16 protein-coding genes are annotated in these 21,171 nt (G+C 60.7%); 14 read left to right on the plus strand and 2 right to left on the minus strand.

Going from position 1 to position 21,171, the window contains the following annotated elements; all coding sequences use genetic code 11:
* The 9 genes from ACOVQ0_RS04870 to ACOVQ0_RS04910 all read left to right on the plus strand — a co-directional run.
* A partial coding sequence (locus tag ACOVQ0_RS04870) for a TonB-dependent receptor (RefSeq protein ID WP_421880856.1) occupies nt 1–1,999 on the plus strand: 1,999 nt, incomplete at its 5' end.
* 153 nt (nt 2,000–2,152) lie between these two features.
* Nucleotides 2,153–3,976 (plus strand): alpha-amylase family glycosyl hydrolase, encoded by a 1,824-nt coding sequence (locus ACOVQ0_RS04875; protein WP_421880858.1) that lies wholly within the window; start codon nt 2,153–2,155, stop codon nt 3,974–3,976.
* A complete protein-coding gene (locus tag ACOVQ0_RS04880; protein WP_421880861.1) occupies nt 3,973–5,607 on the plus strand; it encodes an alpha-amylase family glycosyl hydrolase in 1,635 nt (544 codons plus the stop codon). Before ACOVQ0_RS04875 ends, ACOVQ0_RS04880 begins: the two co-directional genes overlap by 4 nt.
* A complete protein-coding gene (locus ACOVQ0_RS04885; protein WP_421880864.1) occupies nt 5,607–7,655 on the plus strand; it encodes a glycoside hydrolase family 97 protein in 2,049 nt (682 codons plus the stop codon). Before ACOVQ0_RS04880 ends, ACOVQ0_RS04885 begins: the two co-directional genes overlap by 1 nt.
* 193 nt (nt 7,656–7,848) lie before the next feature.
* On the plus strand, nt 7,849–9,297 hold the full coding sequence (gene zwf / locus ACOVQ0_RS04890) for a glucose-6-phosphate dehydrogenase (RefSeq protein WP_421880867.1): 1,449 nt from the start codon (nt 7,849–7,851) through the stop codon (nt 9,295–9,297).
* Complete coding sequence (locus ACOVQ0_RS04895; protein ID WP_421880870.1) at nt 9,290–9,916, plus strand: 6-phosphogluconolactonase; 627 nt, start codon at nt 9,290–9,292, stop codon at nt 9,914–9,916. The genes zwf and ACOVQ0_RS04895 overlap by 8 nt, the downstream gene beginning before the upstream one ends.
* The gene (gene edd, locus ACOVQ0_RS04900; RefSeq protein WP_421880898.1) at nt 9,916–11,736 is read left to right on the plus strand and encodes a phosphogluconate dehydratase; all 1,821 of its coding nucleotides are present in this window, start codon (nt 9,916–9,918) and stop codon (nt 11,734–11,736) included. Before ACOVQ0_RS04895 ends, edd begins: the two co-directional genes overlap by 1 nt.
* Before the next feature lie 26 nt (nt 11,737–11,762).
* Entirely contained in the window at nt 11,763–12,731 is a 969-nt protein-coding gene (locus ACOVQ0_RS04905) for a glucokinase (RefSeq protein ID WP_421880873.1), read from the plus strand.
* A gap of 174 nt (nt 12,732–12,905) precedes the next feature.
* A complete protein-coding gene (locus tag ACOVQ0_RS04910; RefSeq protein ID WP_421880876.1) occupies nt 12,906–13,688 on the plus strand; it encodes an enoyl-CoA hydratase-related protein in 783 nt (260 codons plus the stop codon).
* 42 nt (nt 13,689–13,730) lie between these two features.
* Here the strand turns inward: ACOVQ0_RS04910 and aroB are convergent, their stop codons facing one another.
* Both aroB and ACOVQ0_RS04920 read right to left on the minus strand, forming a co-directional pair.
* Nucleotides 13,731–14,837, minus strand: coding sequence for a 3-dehydroquinate synthase (aroB, locus tag ACOVQ0_RS04915; RefSeq protein WP_421880878.1), 1,107 nt, complete (start codon nt 14,835–14,837; stop codon nt 13,731–13,733).
* Complete coding sequence (locus ACOVQ0_RS04920) at nt 14,828–15,409, minus strand: shikimate kinase (protein WP_421880881.1); 582 nt, start codon at nt 15,407–15,409, stop codon at nt 14,828–14,830. The genes aroB and ACOVQ0_RS04920 overlap by 10 nt, the downstream gene beginning before the upstream one ends.
* A 98-nt stretch (nt 15,410–15,507) precedes the next feature.
* On the opposite strand from ACOVQ0_RS04920, the gene ACOVQ0_RS04925 reads away from it, so the two are divergent.
* The 5 genes from ACOVQ0_RS04925 (at nt 15,508) to ACOVQ0_RS04945 (ending at nt 21,032) form a co-directional block, all read left to right on the plus strand.
* Complete coding sequence (locus ACOVQ0_RS04925) at nt 15,508–15,645, plus strand: hypothetical protein (protein ID WP_421880884.1); 138 nt, start codon at nt 15,508–15,510, stop codon at nt 15,643–15,645.
* Nucleotides 15,642–17,564, plus strand: coding sequence for a hypothetical protein (locus ACOVQ0_RS04930; protein WP_421880887.1), 1,923 nt, complete (start codon nt 15,642–15,644; stop codon nt 17,562–17,564). The genes ACOVQ0_RS04925 and ACOVQ0_RS04930 overlap by 4 nt, the downstream gene beginning before the upstream one ends.
* Before the next feature lie 4 nt (nt 17,565–17,568).
* Nucleotides 17,569–18,450, plus strand: a complete 882-nt coding sequence (locus ACOVQ0_RS04935) for a tyrosine recombinase (RefSeq protein ID WP_421880891.1) — start codon at nt 17,569–17,571, stop codon at nt 18,448–18,450.
* Nucleotides 18,451–18,482: 32 nt separating this feature from the next.
* Entirely contained in the window at nt 18,483–19,439 is a 957-nt protein-coding gene (locus tag ACOVQ0_RS04940) for an acetyl-CoA carboxylase carboxyltransferase subunit alpha (protein WP_421880895.1), read from the plus strand.
* Nucleotides 19,440–19,547: 108 nt separating this feature from the next.
* On the plus strand, nt 19,548–21,032 hold the full coding sequence (locus ACOVQ0_RS04945; RefSeq protein ID WP_421880900.1) for a M48 family metalloprotease: 1,485 nt from the start codon (nt 19,548–19,550) through the stop codon (nt 21,030–21,032).
* Nucleotides 21,033–21,171: the final 139 nt, after the last annotated feature.

Genomic DNA, 21,171 nt, shown 5'->3' on the forward strand with positions numbered 1-21,171 from the left:
GCAGGAGTTCGAAGCCTGGGGTTATGCCGATGGTCCGAACGGCACCAAGATCATCGGCGGCATGAAGCCCTTTGGCGTTTCCACGCAACTCAAGCGTCTTGGCATTCAGGGCACCGTCCAGTTCAAGCCGGTGGACGAACTGATGCTGACGGTCGATGCGTTCTACGGCAGCTTCAAGGACAAGCAGATCAAGCGGGGCGTGGAATTTCCGCTGATGTGGAGCGCTGCGCAGCTTTCGCCCGCGGGCATCGAAACCAATGGCAACCTGATCAGCAAGGGTACGTTCACCGGCGTTGAGGCGGTGGTCAACAACCACGGTTACGAACGCAATTCGGATGTGTTCTCCGGCGGGTTCAACGCTGCGTGGACTGGCGATGATGGCTGGTCGGCATCGTTCGACTTCGGCTATTCCGAGACGGATCGCAACGAACTGACCCTTGAAACCAATGCCGGGACCGGACCGGGTATGGGCGTGGGGGCGACCGACACGGTGACGTTCGTGAGCGGACCGACCGGCACGCAGTTTGTCAGCAACACTCTGGATTATGGCAACTACAATTCGATTGTGCTTACCGATCCGCTGGGGTGGGGCGCTGGTGCGCCGCTGGGGTCACAGGAAGGTTACTACAACGATCGCATCATCAACGATGAGATCAAGAGCTTCCAGATTGAGGTTGGCAAGGAACTCGACGACAGCTTCCTGTCCAAACTCTCCGTCGGTACGGCCTATGTTGATCGTACAAAGGGCAAGACCCCGGTCGAGTATTTCCTGAACCTTGCCAACGGCGCAAAGTCGCTGGTGGTGCCCGAACAGTACCGCACCGGCGCGACCGATCTTTCGTTCATCGGTGCAGGCCCGATCATCGGTTATGATCCCTTCCAGATGCTGGAGGATGGCGTCTACGTGAAGACGCTGAACGCGAGCAAGGACGTTCCGGCCAAGGCCTATTCAGTAACCGAACGGGTCATGTCGATCTATATCAAGGGTGACCTCAAGGCCGCGTTCGGCGCCGTCGAGATGGACGGCAACATCGGCCTGCTGGCGCAGAACACCGAGCAGAAGTCGCGCGGGTTCCAGAACCTCGCTTCGGCCAGCCTTGTGCCGGTGGTTCGCGGCGCGCGCTACTGGGATTTCCTGCCCAGCCTGAACCTGAACTTCCGCCTGCCGGGTGACTGGGTGGTGCGCGTGGCCGCAGCCCGCGAAATTCAGCGCCCACGCTTTGAGGACATGAAGGTCAGCCTGGACTACAGCTACAACGTAAACAGCGGCGTGATCACCGGCAACGGCGGCAATCCGCAGCTTGAACCTTATCGGGCATGGGCGGCGGACCTGAACATCGAAAAGTACTTTGGCGGCAAGGGCTATCTGGGCTTGCAGATGTTCTACAAGAAGCTCGACAATTACATCTACAAGGATGTCGTGCCGTATGATTTCACTGGCCTGCCAATTGTGGCGCCTGTGCCGATCACCAATTTTGTCGGCACGCTGAATACGGCGGTCAACGGCTCCGGGGGCAAGCTCTATGGTCTGGAACTGGCGGGCACCTTGCCGTTTGACGTAATTACGCCCGCGCTTGGCGGTTTCGGCTTCACGGGCGGCCTTGGCTATACCAAGACCTCGATCAAACCGGGGCCGAATGCGCAATCGATGGACCTGCCGGACTATTCACGCTGGGTCGCGTCGGGCACGCTGTTCTTCGAAAAGGCCGGGTTCAATGCTCGTGCTTCGGCGCGCTACCGGTCTTCGTTCCAGGGCATCTTCGTCGGCTTCGGTGGTGAGCGCGAACTGCGCCGTGCGCTGAAGGAAACCATTGTGGATGCGCAGGTCGGTTACGATTTCCAGCCCAGCAGCCCGCTCAACGGTCTGTCGCTGTTCCTGCAGGGCCAGAACCTGACCGACGAGCCGTTCGTCTCGGTAGATAGCGGCGCGCCGCTGCAGATCCGTAACTATCAGACTTACGGCCGCCGTTTCATGGCCGGGTTCAACTACAAGTTCTGATGGCTCCCTCGGAGGGGGCGGTCCCATCCCGCCTCCTCCACCCCCTTGCGGGAACGTGCCCGCAGAAGGCACAGTCAACTACACACTGCGGGAGAATGCGGGTGTCAGCTTTGGTTTGGCCCAAGATCGGAAATGCTGACCGGGCAGATGGTCATGCGTAAGCTGTTTGTGGCGTCGCTGATGGCGCTTTGCATCGCGCAACCGGCGATGGCCGAAGTGCCATTGGCGCAAGTTCGTGCGCGCCCCGCAGCGGGCGAGACGATCTACTTCCTACTGCCCGACCGGTTCGAGAATGGTGACGCGACAAACGATGCAGGCGGCTTGAGAGGCGACCGTTACAAGACGGGCTTCGATCCTTCGGCCAAGGGCTTTTATCACGGCGGTGACATCAGGGGCTTGATGGCGCGGCTCGATTATCTGCAAGGCCTCGGTGCAACCGCTATCTGGGTTGCACCGGTCTTTCAGAACAAGCCGGTGCAGGGCGCTCCGGGCCAGGAGAGCGCTGGCTATCACGGCTATTGGGTGACAGATTTCACGCGGGTCGATCCGCATTTCGGTACAAACGCCGAATTCAAGGCGCTGATTGACGCCGCGCACGCGCGGGGGATGAAGGTCTATATGGACATCATCGCCAACCACACTGCTGACGTGATCCGATACGAGGAAGGGCTGTATACCTATCGCGACCGGGCGAACTGGCCCTATTCACGCAAAGGCGGCCTTGATAGCCCAATGATCAATCCCGGCTTTGCAGGTGACGAGGATTCGACTGAGGCGAACTTTGCGCAACTCGTCGATCCGGGCGCGGCTTACACGCCTGTGGTGCCTCTGGCAGAGCGGAATGCGAAGACTCCCGCGTGGCTGAACGACCCGATCTTCTATCACAACCGTGGTGACACCACGTTTCGGGGTGAAAACAGCCGCTTCGGCGATTTCGCCGGGTTGGACGATCTCTTCACGGAACATCCCCGCGTGCGTGCTGGCATGATCGAGATATATGCCGACTGGATCAGGCGGTTCGGCATCGATGGCTATCGCATCGATACGGCAAAGCATGTCGATCCCGGTTTCTGGCGGGCTTTCATTCCGGCCATGCTGGATACCGCAAGGCAGGCGGGCATTCCCAATTTCACTATCTTTGGCGAAGTGGCGCATGAGGGTTCCGATCCAGGCACAATTGCCCGTTACACCCGCCGAGACGGCTATCCTGCGGTGCTCGATTTCGCGTTTCAGGGTGCGGTCCGCGCGGTTTTGGGGCAGGGGAAGGGCACTGAAGTTCTCGCCGATACGTTCGATGGCGACGTGCTGTACGAAGGGGGCGAGGTGGCGGCGCTTGCCATGCCGACTTTCCTTGGCAATCACGATATGGGTCGCTTCTCCACGCTGATCCGCAAAGACAGACCCGGCATTTCGGACACCGAACTGCTGGCGCGCGTCAGTCTTGCGCACGTCATGCTGATGACCCTGCGTGGTTCGCCGGTCATTTACTATGGTGACGAGCAAGGCTTTGTCGGTGATGGGCACGATCAGGACGCGCGTGAGGACATGTTTGCCAGCAAGACGGCAAGCTACAACGATAACGTGCTGCTTGGTTCGAACGCCTCGACGAAGACGGCAAACTTCAATGCCGCCCACCCGCTCTATCGCCTGATCGCAACGCTGGCGAAGTTGCGCAAGGACCATCCGGCATTGGCACGGGGGCGTCAGGTTACGCGAACGTATTCGGAAGAGCCCGGTGTCTTTTCCGTATCCCGCTTCGATCCCGTCAGCGGTAACGAGTATCTGATTGCGTTCAACACTTCGGACAAGCCGGTAAGCGCGCAAAGCGTGATCGGTGCGTCTGCAAAAAGCCTTGAAAGCCTTTTCGGCCCCTGTCCGGTGCAGGTCAGCGCCCCCGGTTCGGTCACGGTCGATCTTCCCGCCTTCGGCAGCATGGTCTGCCGCATCACTCCCTCCCCGGAAACCTCGGTTCGATGAACACTTCGGAAGCAGCATTCGCAACACGACAGACGTCCGATATCGCGCCGTGGTGGCGCGGTGCGGCGATCTATCAAATCTACCCCCGCAGCTTTTGTGATTCCAACGGCGATGGCATCGGCGATCTGCCGGGGATCACATCCCGGCTCGATCATGTCGCGCGGCTTGGCGTCGATGCGATCTGGGTTTCGCCGTTCTTCACGTCACCCATGCGGGACTTCGGCTATGACGTGGCTGATTATTGCGGGGTCGATCCGATCTTCGGCACGCTCGCCGATTTTGACGCGATGGTGGCGCGTGCGCACGAACTCGGGCTGAAAGTCACGATCGATCAGGTCTATGCCCACACCTCTGACCAGCACGCATGGTTCGAGGAAAGCAGGCAGGACCGCACGAATCCGAAGGCAGACTGGTATGTTTGGGCCGACCCAAAGCCCGACGGCTCGCCGCCTTCGAACTGGCAATCCGTCTTTGGTGGCCCTGCATGGACGTGGGACGCGCGGCGGCGGCAGTATTATCTGCACAATTTCCTTTCAAGCCAGCCGCAAATGAATGCGCACCATCCTGACGTTCAGGAAGCCTTGCTGGGTGTTATGCGCTTCTGGCTCGATCGGGGTGTGGATGGTTTTCGGCTCGATGCGCTCAACTTCCTGATGCACGATGCGACTTTGCGCGATAACCCACCGGCGCCTGACGATGGCCGCCGCAAGACGCGGCCGTTCGACTATCAGCTCAAGATCTACAACCAGTCGCATCCGGACATCATCGGTTTCATCCATCGCGTTCGGCGGCTGTGCGATGAATACGGCGCAGTGTTCACCGTGGCCGAAGTGGGCGGCGATCTGGCCGAGACGGAGATGAAGGCGTTTACAGCAGGGGAAGACCACCTGAACAGCGCCTATGGCTTCGACTTCCTTTATGCCGATGCGCTGACACCGAAGTTCGTGGAACAAGCCGTGGCCAAGTGGCCGGATGAGCCGGGAATTGGCTGGCCTAGCTGGGCGTTCGAGAACCATGATGCCCCGCGCGCGGTATCTCGCTGGTGCAAACCCGAAGAGCGCGAGGCCTTTTCGCGATTGAAGGCCATGCTGTTTGCTTCGTTGCGCGGCAACATCATTGTCTATCAGGGAGAAGAACTGGGGCTGGGCCAAGTCGATATCCCGTTCGAGCAACTTCAGGACCCGGAAGCCATCGCCAACTGGCCGCTCACGCTTTCGCGTGATGGTGCGCGCACGCCGATGCCGTGGTTGATACAATCGGCTGAGGGGGGCTTTACGTCTGGCGCACCGTGGTTGCCGGTGGGAGAGGAGAATCTCGCGCGTGCCGTTGATCGGCAGGAAGCAGATCCGAATTCACTGCTCAATCTCACCACGGCGATGCTTCGCCTGAGACGTGATAACCCGGCATTGCGTCTGGGCAGATTCGAAGTGCTTCATGCAGACGAATGCCTTCTTGCTATTCGCCGCGTTTCAGGTGAACAATCGATTGCAGGATTATTCAACCTGTCGTCGGTTCCCGTGGTCTGGCCACAAGGGCTGGTGCGTGACGGCAAGCAAATCGCGTCGGTCAACGGCGCAAATGTGGGGCAGCTTCCGCCTTTTGGCGCGCTGCTGATCGAAGAGAGGATCTGATGCGGTACAATCTGACCTGTGCAGCGCCGCTGGCGCTGACCCTTTCGTGCGCCCTGTTGACGCCTGCTTTTGCCGAGACTGTGACGGCTTCGTCGCCGGACGGCAGCCTTGAGGTTTCAGTCACGACCGACAATGACGGCCACCCGCTTTACAGCGTGACGCGCAAGGGCAAGCTGCTGATCGGTTCGTCGATGCTGGGCTTCATCACCAGCGATGGTCCGACCATGCAGCGCGGGCAGAAAATCGTCGGCAGCGAAACTGGATCGGGCAAGGAGACGTGGGAGCAGCCGTGGGGCGAGCGGCGACACGTCACCGATCATCACAACGAATTGCTGGTGAAGTTCGAGCAGGTGCCGGACTGGGGTGGCCGCCGCATGAACGTGCGCTTCCGCCTTTTCAACGATGGCGTTGGCTTTCGTTATGAACTGCCGGATCAGGGCGCGATGAAGGTGATGAAAATCGCCGACGAACTGACCGAGTTTAACGTGGCGCAGAACGGGACTGCCTGGTGGATTCCGGGCGGTGAGTGGAACCGGTACGAGCAGGTCTATCAAAAGACGCCTATCGGTGGCGTTTCCACTGCACATACGCCCATCACAATGAAGCTGAGTGATGGAACGCACCTGTCGTTTCATGAGGCTGCGCTGGTCGATTATTCAGCGATGTGGCTGAAGCGGCAAACCGGCACTTCGTTTCGGGCGACGCTCGCGCCTTCGTCAAGCGGCCCCAAGGTAATGCGAACACTGCCGTTCAACACGCCTTGGCGTACGATCCGCATTGCCGATGGCGCAAAGGGCATTGTCGAGAATGACCTTGAACTGAATCTCAATGAGCCGAACAAGATCGGTGACGTATCCTACTTCAAGCCGATGAAATACATCGGTATCTGGTGGGGCATGATCCGTGGCGACTGGTCATGGGCAGAAGGGCGGACCCACGGCGCGACCACGGCGCGGACCAGGCAATATATCGACTTTGCAGCGAAGCATGGCTTCGGCGGTGTGTTGGTCGAAGGCTGGGACAAGGGCTGGAACGGCACGTGGTTCGGCAGCGGCAAAGACTTCAGCTACACACAGGCAACGCCCGATTTCGATCTGGAAGCGGTGACGAAATATGGCGCGAAGAAGGGCGTCATGTTGATCGGCCATCATGAAACCGGTGGCAATATCGCCAACTACGAAGCGCAGCTTGACGATGCGATGAAGCTTTATGACCGGGTTGGCGTGCGGGCGGTGAAGACCGGATACGTGGCCGATGCGGGCGGCATCCTTGCACCGGGTGATGCGCCGGACACCTATCGGATGGAATACCATGATGGGCAGCGGCAGGTGCAGCATCATCTGAAGGTTGTGGAAACTGCTGCGAAGTATCGCATCGCCATCAACGCGCATGAACCGGTCAAGGACACTGGCCTTCGGCGCACCTATCCCAACTGGATCGACCGCGAAGGCGCGCGGGGCATGGAATACAATGCCTGGGGCCAGTTCGCCAACGGCCCGAATCATGAGCCAACGCTCGTCTACACCCGTATGCTGTCCGGCCCGATGGACTACACGCCCGGCATCCTCAGCCTTGAAGGGGCAAACAAGGTGCCGCTGGCATCCACGCTGGCCAAGCAGCTTGGCCTGTATCTCGCGCTCTATTCGCCAATCCAGATGGCGGCGGACTTTATCGAAAGCCTTGAGGCGCATCCGAAGGAACTGGCCTTTATCAAGCAGGTGCCTGCCGACTGGTCCGAAAGCCACCTGATTGCCGGGGAAGTGGGCGACTTTGCGATATTCGCGCGCAAGGACCGCAACAGTGCGGACTGGTACGTCGGTGGGGTGAACGACGCGACAGCGCGTGATGTGTCGCTGTCACTTGATTTCCTTGATACCGGCAAGACTTACACTGCTACGGTTTGGAAGGATGGCGAAGGCGCAACTTATGAAACCGAGGCACGCCATCGCATCGCTTACGCCACGTTGAAGGTGAAGAAGGGCGATGTCCTGCCCGCGTGGCTCGCCCCCGGGGGTGGTCTTGCCGTCCGGCTGCAGCCGGGCAAATAGGCGGAAACCTCTGTGTCGGCATTGCAGTTGACGATGGTGCGGTGCAAACCATCGTCGGCTGCATTTGCACGCATAGCTATCCTGCATACATATGCGTGCTGAACCGGCCGGACTTAGTGTCTAGGGCCTCTGTGCGAGGCACGGGTTGTGGCTGGTTTCAGCGACCCGCAATGCCAAGGGGAGAATTGCGTCGATGATCGAAACGAGCTGCGCGGCCCTGCTGCTGTTTGGCGCAACCGGCGACCTTTCGCGGCGTATGCTGCTGCCCTCGCTCTATGCCTTGCACGAGGATGGGCTGATCCGGCCTGATTTGCGGATCGTTGGCACCGCGCGTTCGGAACTGAATGATGCCGAGTTCCGCGAATTCGCGCGCGCCGCACTCGCCGAGTTCCTGCCCGAAGACCGGCGCGACGAGGAAAAGCTGGCGAGCTTTCTGGAACGGCTTGAGTACCAGACGCTGGATGCTTCGAACATCGACGGATTTGGCGAACTGGCCAAGAAGCTGGGCGACACATCATGTGGTCTGTCGATTTTCCTGTCGACCGCGCCGTTCCTCTTTGAACCGACGATCGAAGGATTGAAGCGGGCCGGGCTTGCTCATGAAAACGTGCGGATCGGCCTTGAAAAGCCACTGGGCAACGATCTTGCATCGTCGACCCGTATCAATGATGCGGTGGCCGCAGCTTTTGCCGAGGAACAGATATTCCGTATCGACCATTACCTTGGCAAGGAAACGGTGCAGAACCTGATGGCTCTTCGCTTTGCCAACATGATGTTCGAGCCGTTGTGGAATGCGGGCGGTATCGACCATGTGCAGATCACGGTCAGCGAAACGGTTGGTCTTGAGGGGCGCAAAGGCTTTTACGACGACACCGGCGCTCTGCGCGACATGGTGCAGAACCATATGCTGCAGCTTCTGGCGCTGACCGCGATGGAACCACCTGCGAACCTCGATGCGACTTCGATCCGTGACGAAAAGGTCAAGGTTTTGCGCGCCCTGCGCCCGGTCAAGGCCGAGGAGATGGTACGCGGGCAGTATCGCACCGGCGCGGTAAAGGGCGCTTCGGTTAGCGGATATCAGGAAGATTTGGGCGAGGTTTCCGACACCGAAACATTCGTGGCGATCAAGGCGCACGTGGACAACTGGCGCTGGACCGGTGTGCCGTTCTATTTGCGCACGGGCAAGCGCTTGGGAGAACGGCGGAGCGAAATCGTCGTCGAGTTCAAGCAGGTGCCGCACAACGTCTTTGCCGAGCGCGGCGGGCGGTTGCGGGCGAATCGTCTGGTCATTCGCTTGCAGCCTGAAGAGTATGTACGCCTGCAAGTCATGGCCAAGGAACCGGGCCTTGATCGCGGCGGAATCGTGCTACGCGAAGTCAATCTCGATCTTTCGCTCACCACCGCTTTTGCCAAGGCTCGCCGTCGCATCGCTTACGAACGACTGCTGCTTGATCTGATTGAGGGTGAGCAGACTCTTTTCGTGCGCCGTGATGAAGTGGAGGCGCAGTGGAAATGGGTCGATGCCATCCGCAAGGTCTGGGCTGACACCGATATGGAGGCAAAGCCTTATGCTGCGGGTTCATGGGGGCCGAATGCAGGCATCGCGCTAACGGAGCGTGACGGGAGAAGCTGGAATGACTGACCGCGTGCCAGCTTCTGTTGTTTGGGCGCAGCCGGGTGATGCCGCTGCCGTGGCGGATCATATCGCGCGCGTGGTTTCTGCGCCGGGGCATAAGCGGATTGCCTTCACGGGCGGATCTACGCCCATCAAGGTTCTGGCGCTATTGCAGGACCGCCCGCTGGATTGGTCAAGCGTGACGATCGCGCTGACCGATGATCGCTGCGTGCCCGATGATCATACCGCCAGCAATTTCGGCAAGATTTACTCGGCGCTTGGCGCCTCGGGTGCGGATTTTGAACGCTTGGCCGAAGGCGTCGATGTTGCGCCTTTCGATCTTGTCTGGCTCGGCATGGGCGAAGACGGGCATGTCGCGTCTCTATTTCCTGAAATGACAGCGCATGTCAGACCGGGGCCAGCAGTCATTGCCACTACCCCCATTCCCCTTCCGCCAGAAGCGCCGTTCAATCGGCTGACGTTGAACGCTCGCGCGCTGAAGGCAACACGCGAAATCATCCTGGTGGTGACCGGCGCATCGAAGAAAGCGCTTCTGGAAAGTGCGCTCGCTGGTGATGACCGATATCCGGTTACCGATTTCCTGCTTGGCTACGGCCCGCCCGTCACGATTTACTGGAGCGAATGATGCCTCTCAACCCCATTGTCGAGCGTGTCACCCAGCGCATTGTCGAGCGTTCGCGTGACAGCCGCGCCGCTTACATCGATCTGATCGAGCGTTCCCGCGAACAGGGCCTCAATCGGCCGCAACTATCCTGCGGCAATCTTGCGCACGGTTTTGCGGCTTCGGGCGATGATAAGGCGCTGATCAAATCGGGCAAGGCGATGAACATCGGCATCGTCACTGCCTATAACGACATGCTTTCGGCGCATCAGCCCTATGGCCGCTACCCTGAGCAGATCAAGATTTTCGCACGCGAAGTGGGGGCAACGGCGCAGGTCGCAGGTGGTGTTCCTGCGATGTGCGATGGGGTGACGCAGGGGCAGGATTCGATGGAACTGTCGCTGTTCAGCCGCGATAACATTGCAATGGCGACGGTTGTGGGCCTGAGCCATGCGATGTTCGAAGGCGCGCTGCTGCTGGGGATCTGCGACAAGATCGTGCCGGGGCTTTTGATCGGCTCGCTTCGGTTTGGCCATCTGCCGACGATCCTCGTTCCGGCAGGGCCGATGCCGAGCGGTTTGCCGAACAAGGAAAAGGTCCGCATCCGCCAGCTCTATGCGGAGGGCAAGCTGGGCCGGGACGAACTGCTGGAAAGCGAGAGCGCGAGCTATCACTCGGCAGGAACCTGCACGTTCTATGGCACGGCCAATTCCAACCAGATGATGATGGAGATGATGGGGCTGCATATGCCCGGCTCCAGCTTCGTTCAGCCCGGTCAGAAACTGCGGCAGGAACTGACGCGCGCTGCGGTGCATCGCGTGGCGCAGATCGGATGGAACGGCGACGACTATCGGCCACTCGGCCTTTGCGTGGATGAAAAGGCGATCGTCAACGCGATTGTCGGCCTGCTTGCAACTGGCGGTTCGACCAATCATGTGATCCATTTGCCCGCTATTGCGCGCGCCGCCGGTATCCAGATCGATTGGGACGACATGGACGAACTGAGCCGCGTCGTGCCGCTGGTTGCCAGCGTCTATCCCAATGGCGCGGGCGACGTGAACGCCTTTGCGGCGGCGGGCGGGATGCCTTACGTGATCCGCGAACTGATCGGCGCAGGGCTGGCTCATGCGGATATCATGACCGTCTATGGCAAGTCGCTGGACGAAGGCGCGCAGGAGCCTGTGATGGATGGCGATGTGCTGGCGTGGGAACCCGCACCTGCGGTTTCGGCAGATGCGGCGCTTCTGCGCCCCGTGGCCGCGCCCTTTCAGGCCGAAGGCGGTTTCCGTCTGTTACGCGGCAATCTCGGGCGAGGGACGATCAAGGTCAGCGCCGTCGATCCTTCGCGCTGGACGATCGAGGCGCCCTGCCGCGTGTTCGAGGACCAGAACTCCGTTCTGGCGGCATTCAAGGCGGGCGAGCTGGAAAAGGACGTCGTCGTCGTCGTGCGGTTCCAGGGACCGGCGGCGAACGGTATGCCCGAATTGCACAAGTTGACCCCGCCGCTGGGCGTGCTGCAGGATCGCGGTTTCAAGGTGGCGCTTGTGACCGATGGCCGCATGTCGGGCGCATCGGGTAAGGTGCCCGCCGCTATTCACGTCTCGCCCGAGGCAAAATTGGGCGGTCCTTTGGCCAAACTGCGCGATGGCGATGTTGTTCGGGTCTGCGCCGATAGCGGTGAACTGACTGCGCTGGTCCCCGAAGCGGAATGGAATGCGCGCTCGGATTCGGTTGCACCGGCCAGCGGGCTTGGCGTAGGGCGCGAACTCTTCGCGCTGATGCGGGAGCACTCGGATCCGGCAGAGCGAGGCGGTTCTGCCATGCTCGCAGCGGCGGGGCTTTGACAGCGCAGCGCGCTTCGGGGGATGGAATGCAGGTAGTAGCAGTCGATATCGGTGGCACCCATGCGCGCTTTGCCATCGCAGAAGTGGCGGGCGGGCGCGTTCTCTCCCTGGGAGAGGCGGTGACGCTGAAGACAGCGGAGTACGGCTCTTTCCAACTCGCGTGGGAAGAGTTCGGACGGCAGCAAGGTGGCTTGTTGCCCAAGGCAGCGGCCATTGCGGTTGCCGGACCAGTGGGTGGCGAGGTGATCAAGTTCACCAACAATCCGTGGATCATCCGCCCGGCGCTCATCCCGGAAAAGCTGGGCGCAGATCGCTATGTCGTGGTCAACGATTTTGCTGCAGTGGCGCACGCCGTGGCACAGGCAGATCAGGATCACTTCCTGCATTTGTCCGGCCCGGAAGAACCCTTGCCAGATGCTGGTGTGATCAGCGTGGTGGGACCGGGCACAGGTCTTGGTGTGGCACAACTCTGGCGTGATCCGTCGAGCTATCGGGTGGTCCCGACCGAGGGTGGGCACATCGACTTTGCCCCGCTTGATGCCATCGAGGATGCGATCCTTGCCGGTTTGCGCAAACGCCATCGCCGCGTTTCGGTGGAGCGCGTCGTAGCGGGGCCGGGTATCGTCGATATTTACGAGGCGTTGGCGCATCTTCAGCACCGGCCCTTTACCCCACGAACCGACCGCGAGTTGTGGGAGCTTGGGACCGCAGGCGAAGACAGCCTTGCCGCAGCGGCGGTTGACCGATTCTGCCTTTCGCTGGGCAGCGTGGCAGGCGATCTGGCTCTGGCACATGGCGCAACGGCGGTAGTCATGGCGGGTGGCCTTGGATTGCGGATCAAGGATACGCTGGTTCGGTCGGGCTTTGCGGACCGATTCCGCGCAAAGGGCCGGTTCGAAGGGCTGATGGCGGCGATTCCGGTCAAGCTGATCACCCATCCGCAGCCGGGCCTGTTCGGTGCGGCGGCGGCGTTCGCGCAGGCAAACGCCGACTGATCCGAAGGCTCCCTGTCAAAATCTCGGGTTGCGCGCTCCAATCTGGTGCCTAACACGCTGTTGCGGCAAGGCATCAGCTTAATTGGTCAATTAAATCTGGTGGCTTTGTCGTAGCGAAGCGATATGGCTTTGCAGCAGCGCTTTGCGCGCAGGTCCATAGGAGAGGGTGCCCGGATGCAATACGAGACCATTCGCGTCGAACGTGTCGGCAATGTTCTGAAGATCGTGCTCAACCGGCCCGAACGGCTCAATGCCTGCCCGCCCGACATGGCGTTGGAACTTGCCAATGCGGTGAACGACCTTGATGGTGCCCGTGCTGTTCTGATCACGGGTGAGGGCCGCGCGTTCTGTTCGGGTGCCGATCTTGCGGCGCGTGGCGACCGCTCGATCGCTGGCGGGCGGGGCGCATACACCGCGCTGACACAGGCCTACAATCCCCTGATGCTGACGCTTTCGCGTCTGTCGGTGCCCGTGGTCACGGCCGTGAACGGCCCTGCCGCAGGCGTAGGCTGTTCCATTGCGCTGGCTGCGGATTTTGTGATTGCCGGGCGCAGCGCCTATTTCCTGCAAGCCTTCGTGAACATCGGTCTGGTGCCCGATGGCGGAGCGTCCTGGATGCTGACGCGATTGGTCGGTAAGGCCCGCGCGACCGAGATGATGATGCTGGGCGAAAAGATCGGCGCGGAGAAGGCCGAGAACTGGGGCCTGATCTACAAGGCGGTAGACGATGCCGCATTGCAGGATGAAGCAATGGCGCTTGCCACGCGCCTTGCGGCAGGGCCGACCGTTGCGCTTGGCACGATGCGTCAGAACATGGCAAAGGCGCTTGAAGCGGACTACGCCAGCGCGCTGCTGATCGAGGCCGAAGGGCAGTGGCAAGCTGGTGACAGTGCCGACGCTGCCGAGGGCGGCAAGGCATTTCTGGAAAAGCGCAAACCGGCATTCACCGGAAAGTGATCGATCCGATGGCGTGCGGACGGTTGTCCGCGCGCCCGTGCATCAGCGCGCCAGTTCCTCATCAAGGAACGCTGCGACATTTGCCAGATCGACATCCTTGGCAAGGAAGGTTTGCCCGATACCGCGTATCAGCAGAAATGGCAGGCTTCCGGCGTCCATCTTCTTATCGTGAAGCATATGGTCGGCAAGTTTGCGACCATCACAGTTGAGCGACAGCGACGAAAGCGTTGCTGGCAAGCCGATTCCGCCGATATGCGCGGCGATCCGTTCGGCATCCTGCCCGGTCATCAAGCCTTGCCTTGCCGAGAACCGTGCTGCCATGACCATACCAAGCGCAACGCCTTCGCCGTGGAGCAGCCGATCCGAGAAGCCGGTTTCAGCTTCCAGCGCATGTCCGAAAGTGTGGCCGAGGTTGAGCAGCGCGCGAACGCCCGCGGTTTCCTTCTCGTCCGCAGCAACGATACGCGCCTTGGCTTCCACACTTCTGGCAATCGCAAATTCGCGTGCTGCGGGATCGCCTGCCAGCAGCTTTCCTGCGCTCGTTTCGCACCATTCGAAGAATGCGGCGTCGTCGATCAGCCCGTACTTGACGACTTCGGCATAGCCAGCGCGCGTATCGCGCAAAGGCAGCGTATCAAGCGCCAGCGGATCGGCCAGCACAAGCGATGGCTGGTGGAATGCGCCGACAAGGTTCTTGCCTGCCGGTGTGTTGATCGCGGTCTTGCCGCCCACGCTGGAATCGACCTGGGCCAGCAATGTGGTGGGAATCTGGATAAAGCCGCAGCCGCGCTTCACCATTGAAGCGGCAAAGCCGGTGAGATCACCGATCACGCCGCCGCCCAGCGCAATCACATTGTCCTTGCGCTCCACTTCCTGCGCCAGCAGCCAGTCCACCACGCGGGCAAGTTGCTCCCAACTCTTGGTGCTTTCACCTGCGGGCAAAACGAGCCAGTTGCTGGTAATCCCTACAGCATCGAACGAGGTTTCCACCTGCACGCGCCACGCCGCGGCGACATGTTCGTCGGTGACGATGGCTACGCTGTTCTTGCGGAGGAAAGGACGACAGTGCGTACCCGCTTGCGCAAGCAGGCCCGGTTCGATCCGCACGTCATAGGGAGCGCCGGCGATGGCAACGGGGACTACAGCCATTGGTCGATTGCTTTCAGAATCTTGTTTGCGGTCACATGGTGCGGTTGTGCCCCGCTGACCACATGGATCGGCGCTTGCGAATAGAAGGGTGCGCGTTCTTCCTTGAGCCGGGTCAGGATTTCTCGCGGATTTCCGGTTTTGAGCAGCGGGCGATTGTCCTTGCGGCCCACGCGCTCGACCAGCGTTTCGACGTCACAATCCAGCCAGATGGCGATTCCCTTGTCGAGCAACAGCGATCGGGTAGCTTCGTCACAGAACGCACCGCCACCGGTTGAAAGAACCTTGCGATCGGTGAAACGTCCGTTGCCCACCAGCCGCGCAATCACCCGGCGCTCTCCATCGCGGAAGTAGGGTTCGCCATATGTGGCGAAAATTTCGGGTATGGGCATGTGTGCTGCCCGCTCGATTTCCTCGTCCGCATCGACAAATGGCAGGTGCAGCATGGCGGAAAGCTTTTTGCCAACCGTGGTTTTGCCCACGCCCATCATGCCGACCAGCACCAGCGGACGGTCGATCCGACGCGCAATGCGTCCGATTTCGGTCAAGCTGAGGGTGGCCGCTTCTTGTTCCATTGCCGCGCCGCCTATACTTGGGCTAGTGCCGGTTGCAAGTATCGCCTGAAGTGTCGCAATCGCCGGGTTCGCCCCGGCCGCAAACCGGATGCGCATGAATGAAGAAGTTTGCCGTGGTCGGAGCCGTGATGCTGGCCGCATTTCTGTCACTGGCGTGGATCAAGGGTGGGGCGCAGCCGATGCAGTGGATCGAACAGCCGGTGGAGCGGGGAAGCGCCCCCGGAGTCGGCCAATGAAGCGGAAAGCCGTCTTGTGGCTGTCCGGCGCGGCGGCGCTTGCAGCAGTTTCGGGCACGCTCGTTGCGCAGGAATCGCTGCTGCCACCGGGTTTTGATAATCCGCCTGCACCATCGCGGCCTTCTGCGCAGCGTTCGCCTGCGCCAGCACGTAGCACGGCGCCACGACCTGTGGCATCGACGGCAAGCGCAGCAGCACAACCTGCTGCCAGCCAGGGCGCGGCATCTTCATCCCCTGCATCGTCCAGCACTGCAATTCCAGTGGTTCAGCCTTTGCCTTCTGGCGGAGAGGGACCACGCATTCAGGGCGGAATGAGCGATGAGGCATTGCTCAATTCGATCGATCCTGCATTGCTGGCAAAGCTGATTGAATCCGCCCGGCCAAAATCGGACATTCCGGCTGCCGGTCAGCGAAGCCTTGCTCGTGTCGGCGTGCTGGACCAAAGCGACGGCGGCTTTCCGGCGCTGTCCACGCATTATCTCAGCGGTGCTTTTGTCGAAGGTGTGATCGGCAAGATGCGCGGGCGTTTCGTTTCGCGTTGGGGCCATATTCTGACGCGTCGCGTGTTGGTGAGCCGCCTTGCTACGCCTGTTGGCATGAACGGAGCCGATTGGGCGGCGATGCGCGCGCAATTGTTGCTGCGTATGGGCGAGGCCGACGCGGCGCGCGCAACCGTGCAATCGGTTGACAGCGGTGATTTCACGCGCGGGCTTGAAGATGCGGCGCTCGCAAGTTTCGTGGCGACGGCGGACCCGGTTGGACTGTGCCCGATTACCGCACTGACAGCATCAGGCAGGCCAGGCAACGATTGGGATCTTGTTCGGGCAATCTGCTCTGCCTTCGCCAATGAAGGTTCCAACGCAATGTCGCAGCTTGATCGGGCGATGCGACAGGGCAAGGGCAGCAAGATCGACATACTGCTTGCCCAGAAGTTCGCAGGTGCTGCCACCAATGCACGGCGCGCGGTAAAGATCGAATGGGACGATGTTGACGCGTTAACGCCGTGGAGCATCGGACTGTCGTTTGCGACAGGGATCGAACCGCCCAAGCCCTTGCAGGAAAAGGCAGGTGCCAATTATGCGGTTCTGGCTTCTCGCGCGCCTATGCTCCCGCTGAAATCGCGGGCCAGCGCTGCCGATGTCGCTGCCGCCCGGGGGCTGGTGTCCGCAAAGGCAATGATCGACCTTTACAGCGAGATTTACGCGGAACGCGATGGCGCTGGTGGAAACGACCAGCCGGATGACTTGTCGCGCCGGGCCGAAACTCTTCGCACCGCCTACGTTGCAAAGGAGCAAAGTGAGCGGTTGGAGGCGATCCGTTCGCTGTGGGGCGACGGCACGAATCCAGATCGCGCCTCTGCAGGCCTTGTGCTGACGTCATATGCTGCGGCGCGGGTTCTTCCGGGTGAGGGCTTGGCCGATAGCGCAGCCCCGCTGATTTCCTCAATGCTCACCGCAGGGCTTGATCGTAACGCGCTGAAATGGGCACCGTTTTGCGCGATCGGTAGCGAGGGCTGGGGACTTCTGGTTCTGGCCAATCCCGGCAGGTCCAATCGCGTGGGGGCAGAAGGCCTCAACGCATTTGGTGATGATGACGATTCCGAAGGCTCCCTACGTTCGCAATTTCTGGTTGCCGGGCTGATGGGGCTGGAGCGGGTTGATCAGGCTGCTGCGCGCGATTTTGCGGGCAAGTTCGATGTCGATCTTGCCCGGCAAACACGTTGGACCCGCGCGATTGAAGGTGCGGCCGCTTCGAACAATCAGGCGCTGGTGGCTTTGCTGGCTGCGTTCGGGATGCAGGGTGACCGGTGGGACCGCATGACGCCGCTTCACCTCTACCACATCGTATCCGCGCTACATCGCGTAGGGCTTGATGCAGAGGCGCGGATGATCGCTGCCGAAGCCGTTTCGCGCGTCTGATCGCGTGAAGCCAAAGGCTGAACCTGCTGTTGAAAGCTTCCTGGCGATGTTGGCGGCACAACGTGGTGCCGCCGCAAATACACTGGCCGCCTATCGTCGGGATCTGGCCGTAGCGGCTGAGCGGATTGGTTCTTTAGAGTGCGCTTCACGGGCGGATATTGAAGGCTTAGGTGCAGCTTGGGCCGACCTTGCGCCGTCGTCTGTCGCGCGGAAAGCATCCGCGTTGCGGCAGTTCTATGGGTTCCTTGTGGACGAAGGCGTGCGCGAGGACGATCCGTCATCCGCGCTGCCACGGCCACGGATCAGGCGTCCGTTGCCCCGGCTGCTGGGTCATGATGACGTCGCTGCCCTGTTTCGCGCAGCCGAAGCGGACGCCGCAGCAGGAACACCGGAGGGGGTGCGGATGCTGGCCTTGCTTGAACTGCTCTATGGATCGGGGCTGCGCGCGACCGAACTAGTGTCGCTACCGCTTACGGCAGTCCCCCGCGATGCGCCATTCCTGACGATTACTGGCAAGGGCAGTGCGCAGCGCATGGTGCCGGTCTCCGCACGCGCCACCCACGCGCTGGCGAACTGGCTTGTGGCAAGAGGGAAGGGTGGGCGCTTCGTGTTCCCATCCCCACGCGGAGGCCATCTTTCGCGTGTACGCCTGTTCCAGCTCTTGCGTGATCTTGCGCTGAGGGCAGGATTGGACCCCGAAAAAGTCAGTCCGCATGTGCTGCGTCATGCTTTTGCAACGCATCTGCTGGAAGGCGGCGCTGACCTGCGCGTCCTGCAAACGCTGCTCGGCCATGCCGATATCGCGACGACGCAGATATATACCCATGTCGATGCCGCGCGGCTCGTTACCTTGGTGAACCAGCGTCATCCGCTCGCTCGGAGTTGACCAAACGAACGCCCGCGCCTAGCGGAAGTGCCATGATTTCCTATCTCGAGTTCGAAAAGCCGGTCGCCGCGCTCGAAGCCCGCATCGCTGAACTGCGTGAGACAGCGCAGAGCGGCGATATCGATATCGCTTCCGAGATTCGCCGCCTTGAAAGCAAGTCCGCCGAACTGCTCGCCAGCACCTACCGGGCGCTGACGCCGTGGCAGAAGACGCAAGTGGCGCGCCATCCCGCGCGACCGCACTTCAAGGACTATGTAGAACGGATTTTCACCGATTTCATGCCCTTGGGCGGTGATCGCCTTTATGGTGAGGATCAGGCGATCGTTGGTGGTTTTGCGCGGCTAGCGCCCGAATTCGGCAGTCGTCGCGTCATGCTGATCGGGCATGAGAAGGGCAACGACACGCAAAGCCGCATTCGCCACAACTTCGGCATGGGCAAGCCAGAAGGTTATCGCAAAGCGATCCGCCTGATGGAAATGGCCAGCCGATTCGGCCTGCCGGTAGTGACGCTTGTCGATACTTCAGGCGCGTTCCCCGGCGTCGAGGCGGAAGAGCGAGGTCAGGCGGAGGCGATTGCCCGTTCAACCGAGGCGTGTCTGGCGCTTGGCGTGCCGATGGTCGCCACCATTGTGGGCGAAGGTGGATCTGGCGGTGCTGTGGCGTTGGCGAGTGCGGAGCGCGTGCTGATGCTTGAACACGCCGTCTATTCGGTCATCTCGCCCGAAGGCTGCGCGTCCATCCTGTGGCGCACTTCTGAAAAGGCTGCCGATGCCGCAGAGGCGATGAAGGTGACCGCGCAGGATTTGCTGTCGCTGGGCGTGATCGACAAGATCGTGCGTGAACCGGTGGGCGGTGCGCATCGCGATGCGGCTGCAACCTGTAACACACTGGGCAATGCGATATCAGAAGAACTTACTGCTCTGGTGGGCAAATCAGCAGATGAACTGCGCGCGCTGCGGGCGGATCGCTTTCTCCGAATTGGAGCCTGATCGGGCCGGATAAGCCAAGGTTGCTGGCAATCGGGAACCGGATTTGCGACAAAGCGCTTGAGCGGGACACTTGTGCCCGTTTGCTGGTCGATATCTGGGGAGATCATGATGCCATTCGCCCGCCGTTCGCGTGCCGCTTTGCTGACAGTTACAGTGCTTGCAGCGTCGGTCCTTCCGGCGTGGGTGCTGAAATCCGGTAGCGCTGCCCAAGCGCAAGGCGCTGTGCAATCGATCAGCGCTGCCGACAAAAAGCAGGGAGCCGAAGCTCACCCGCAACTTTTGCAGGAATTCGGCGGCGCAATGACCGGAGCGCAGGCAACCTATGTTGCGTCGGTCGGCAAGACGATTGCGGTTCAATCGGGCCTGAGCAACGCCAAGGGCGACTTTACGGTCACCTTGCTCAACTCTCCGGTCAACAACGCCTTCGCGATTCCCGGTGGCTACGTTTATGTTACGCGCCAATTGGCTGCGTTGATGAACAATGAAGCCGAACTTGCGGGTGTCCTTGGTCACGAAGTCGGTCATGTTGCCGCGCGCCATTCTTCGAAACGCCAGAGTGCCGCCACTCGCAACGCGATTCTTGGCGCGTTGGGGCAGGTTCTTACGGGCGCATTGCTGGGCAACAGTGCGATCGGGCAAATCGGGCAGGAGATTTTTTCGACCGGCAGCCAGTTGCTGACGCTGAAATATTCGCGCGGACAGGAAACCGAAGCCGACAATCTCGGCATCACTTATCTCCAGCGCGCTGGATACGATCCGCGCGCGATGTCTACCGTACTGCAAAGTCTTGCGAACCAGAACGCGCTCGACGCTGCGATCAAAGGCACCACGAATCAGGTTCCGCAATGGGCCAGTACGCACCCTGATCCCGCCTCGCGCGTGCGGGCAGCGCTCACCCGTGCAGGTGCGTCCGCCAGCGGGCGCACGAATCGCGATGTGTTTCTGAATGGGGTCAGCGGCCTGACATACGGCGATGATCCGGCGCAAGGCATCGTCGATGGTTCAAAATTTACCCACCCGGCGCTGCGACTCGCATTTCAGGCACCCAATGGGTTCTATCTTGTCAACGGCACGCAATCGGTCGCCATCTCCGGGCAGAGCGGCAAAGGCGAATTTTCAACGGCAAGCTACAGTGGCAATCTTGAATCCTATATCCGCACCGTGTTTTCAGGATTGTCGAGCCAGCAGCAGTTGGCGCCACAGACGGTCGAGCGAACCACGATCAATGGGCTGACTGCCGCTTATGGTGCTACCCGTGCAACGAGTGGCAACGGTCAGGTCGATATCGTGGTCTACGCTTATGAGTTCAGCCCGACTCAGGCCTACCATTTCGTCACGATCAGCCAGGCAGGTCAATCGGGCCAGTTCAATTCGTTGTTCCGCTCACTACGGCGGATCAATGCGACCGAAGCCAGCGCCGTCAAACCGCGGCGCCTTTCAGTGGTAACTGTAAAGACTGGCGACACCCTGCAATCGCTCTCGGCAAGGATGGCGTTCACCGATCGGCCGCTTGAGCGCTTCTTGGTGCTCAATGGCCTGACCTCCACCAGCAAGCTCGTGCCGGGGCAGAAGGTCAAGCTGGCCGTCTACTAACCACCAGCGCCATCGCGCCGACGGCACCAGGTACTCTGCGCACAAACGAAAAGCGGGGCAAGCACATGGTGCCTGCCCCACTTCAATCAAACCGTTGAGGTCAGATTAGAGGTCGCCGTCCGAGGCGTTGGTCATGTCG

The organism is Novosphingobium sp. (genome assembly GCF_049240505.1).
Lineage (GTDB): Bacteria > Pseudomonadota > Alphaproteobacteria > Sphingomonadales > Sphingomonadaceae > Novosphingobium.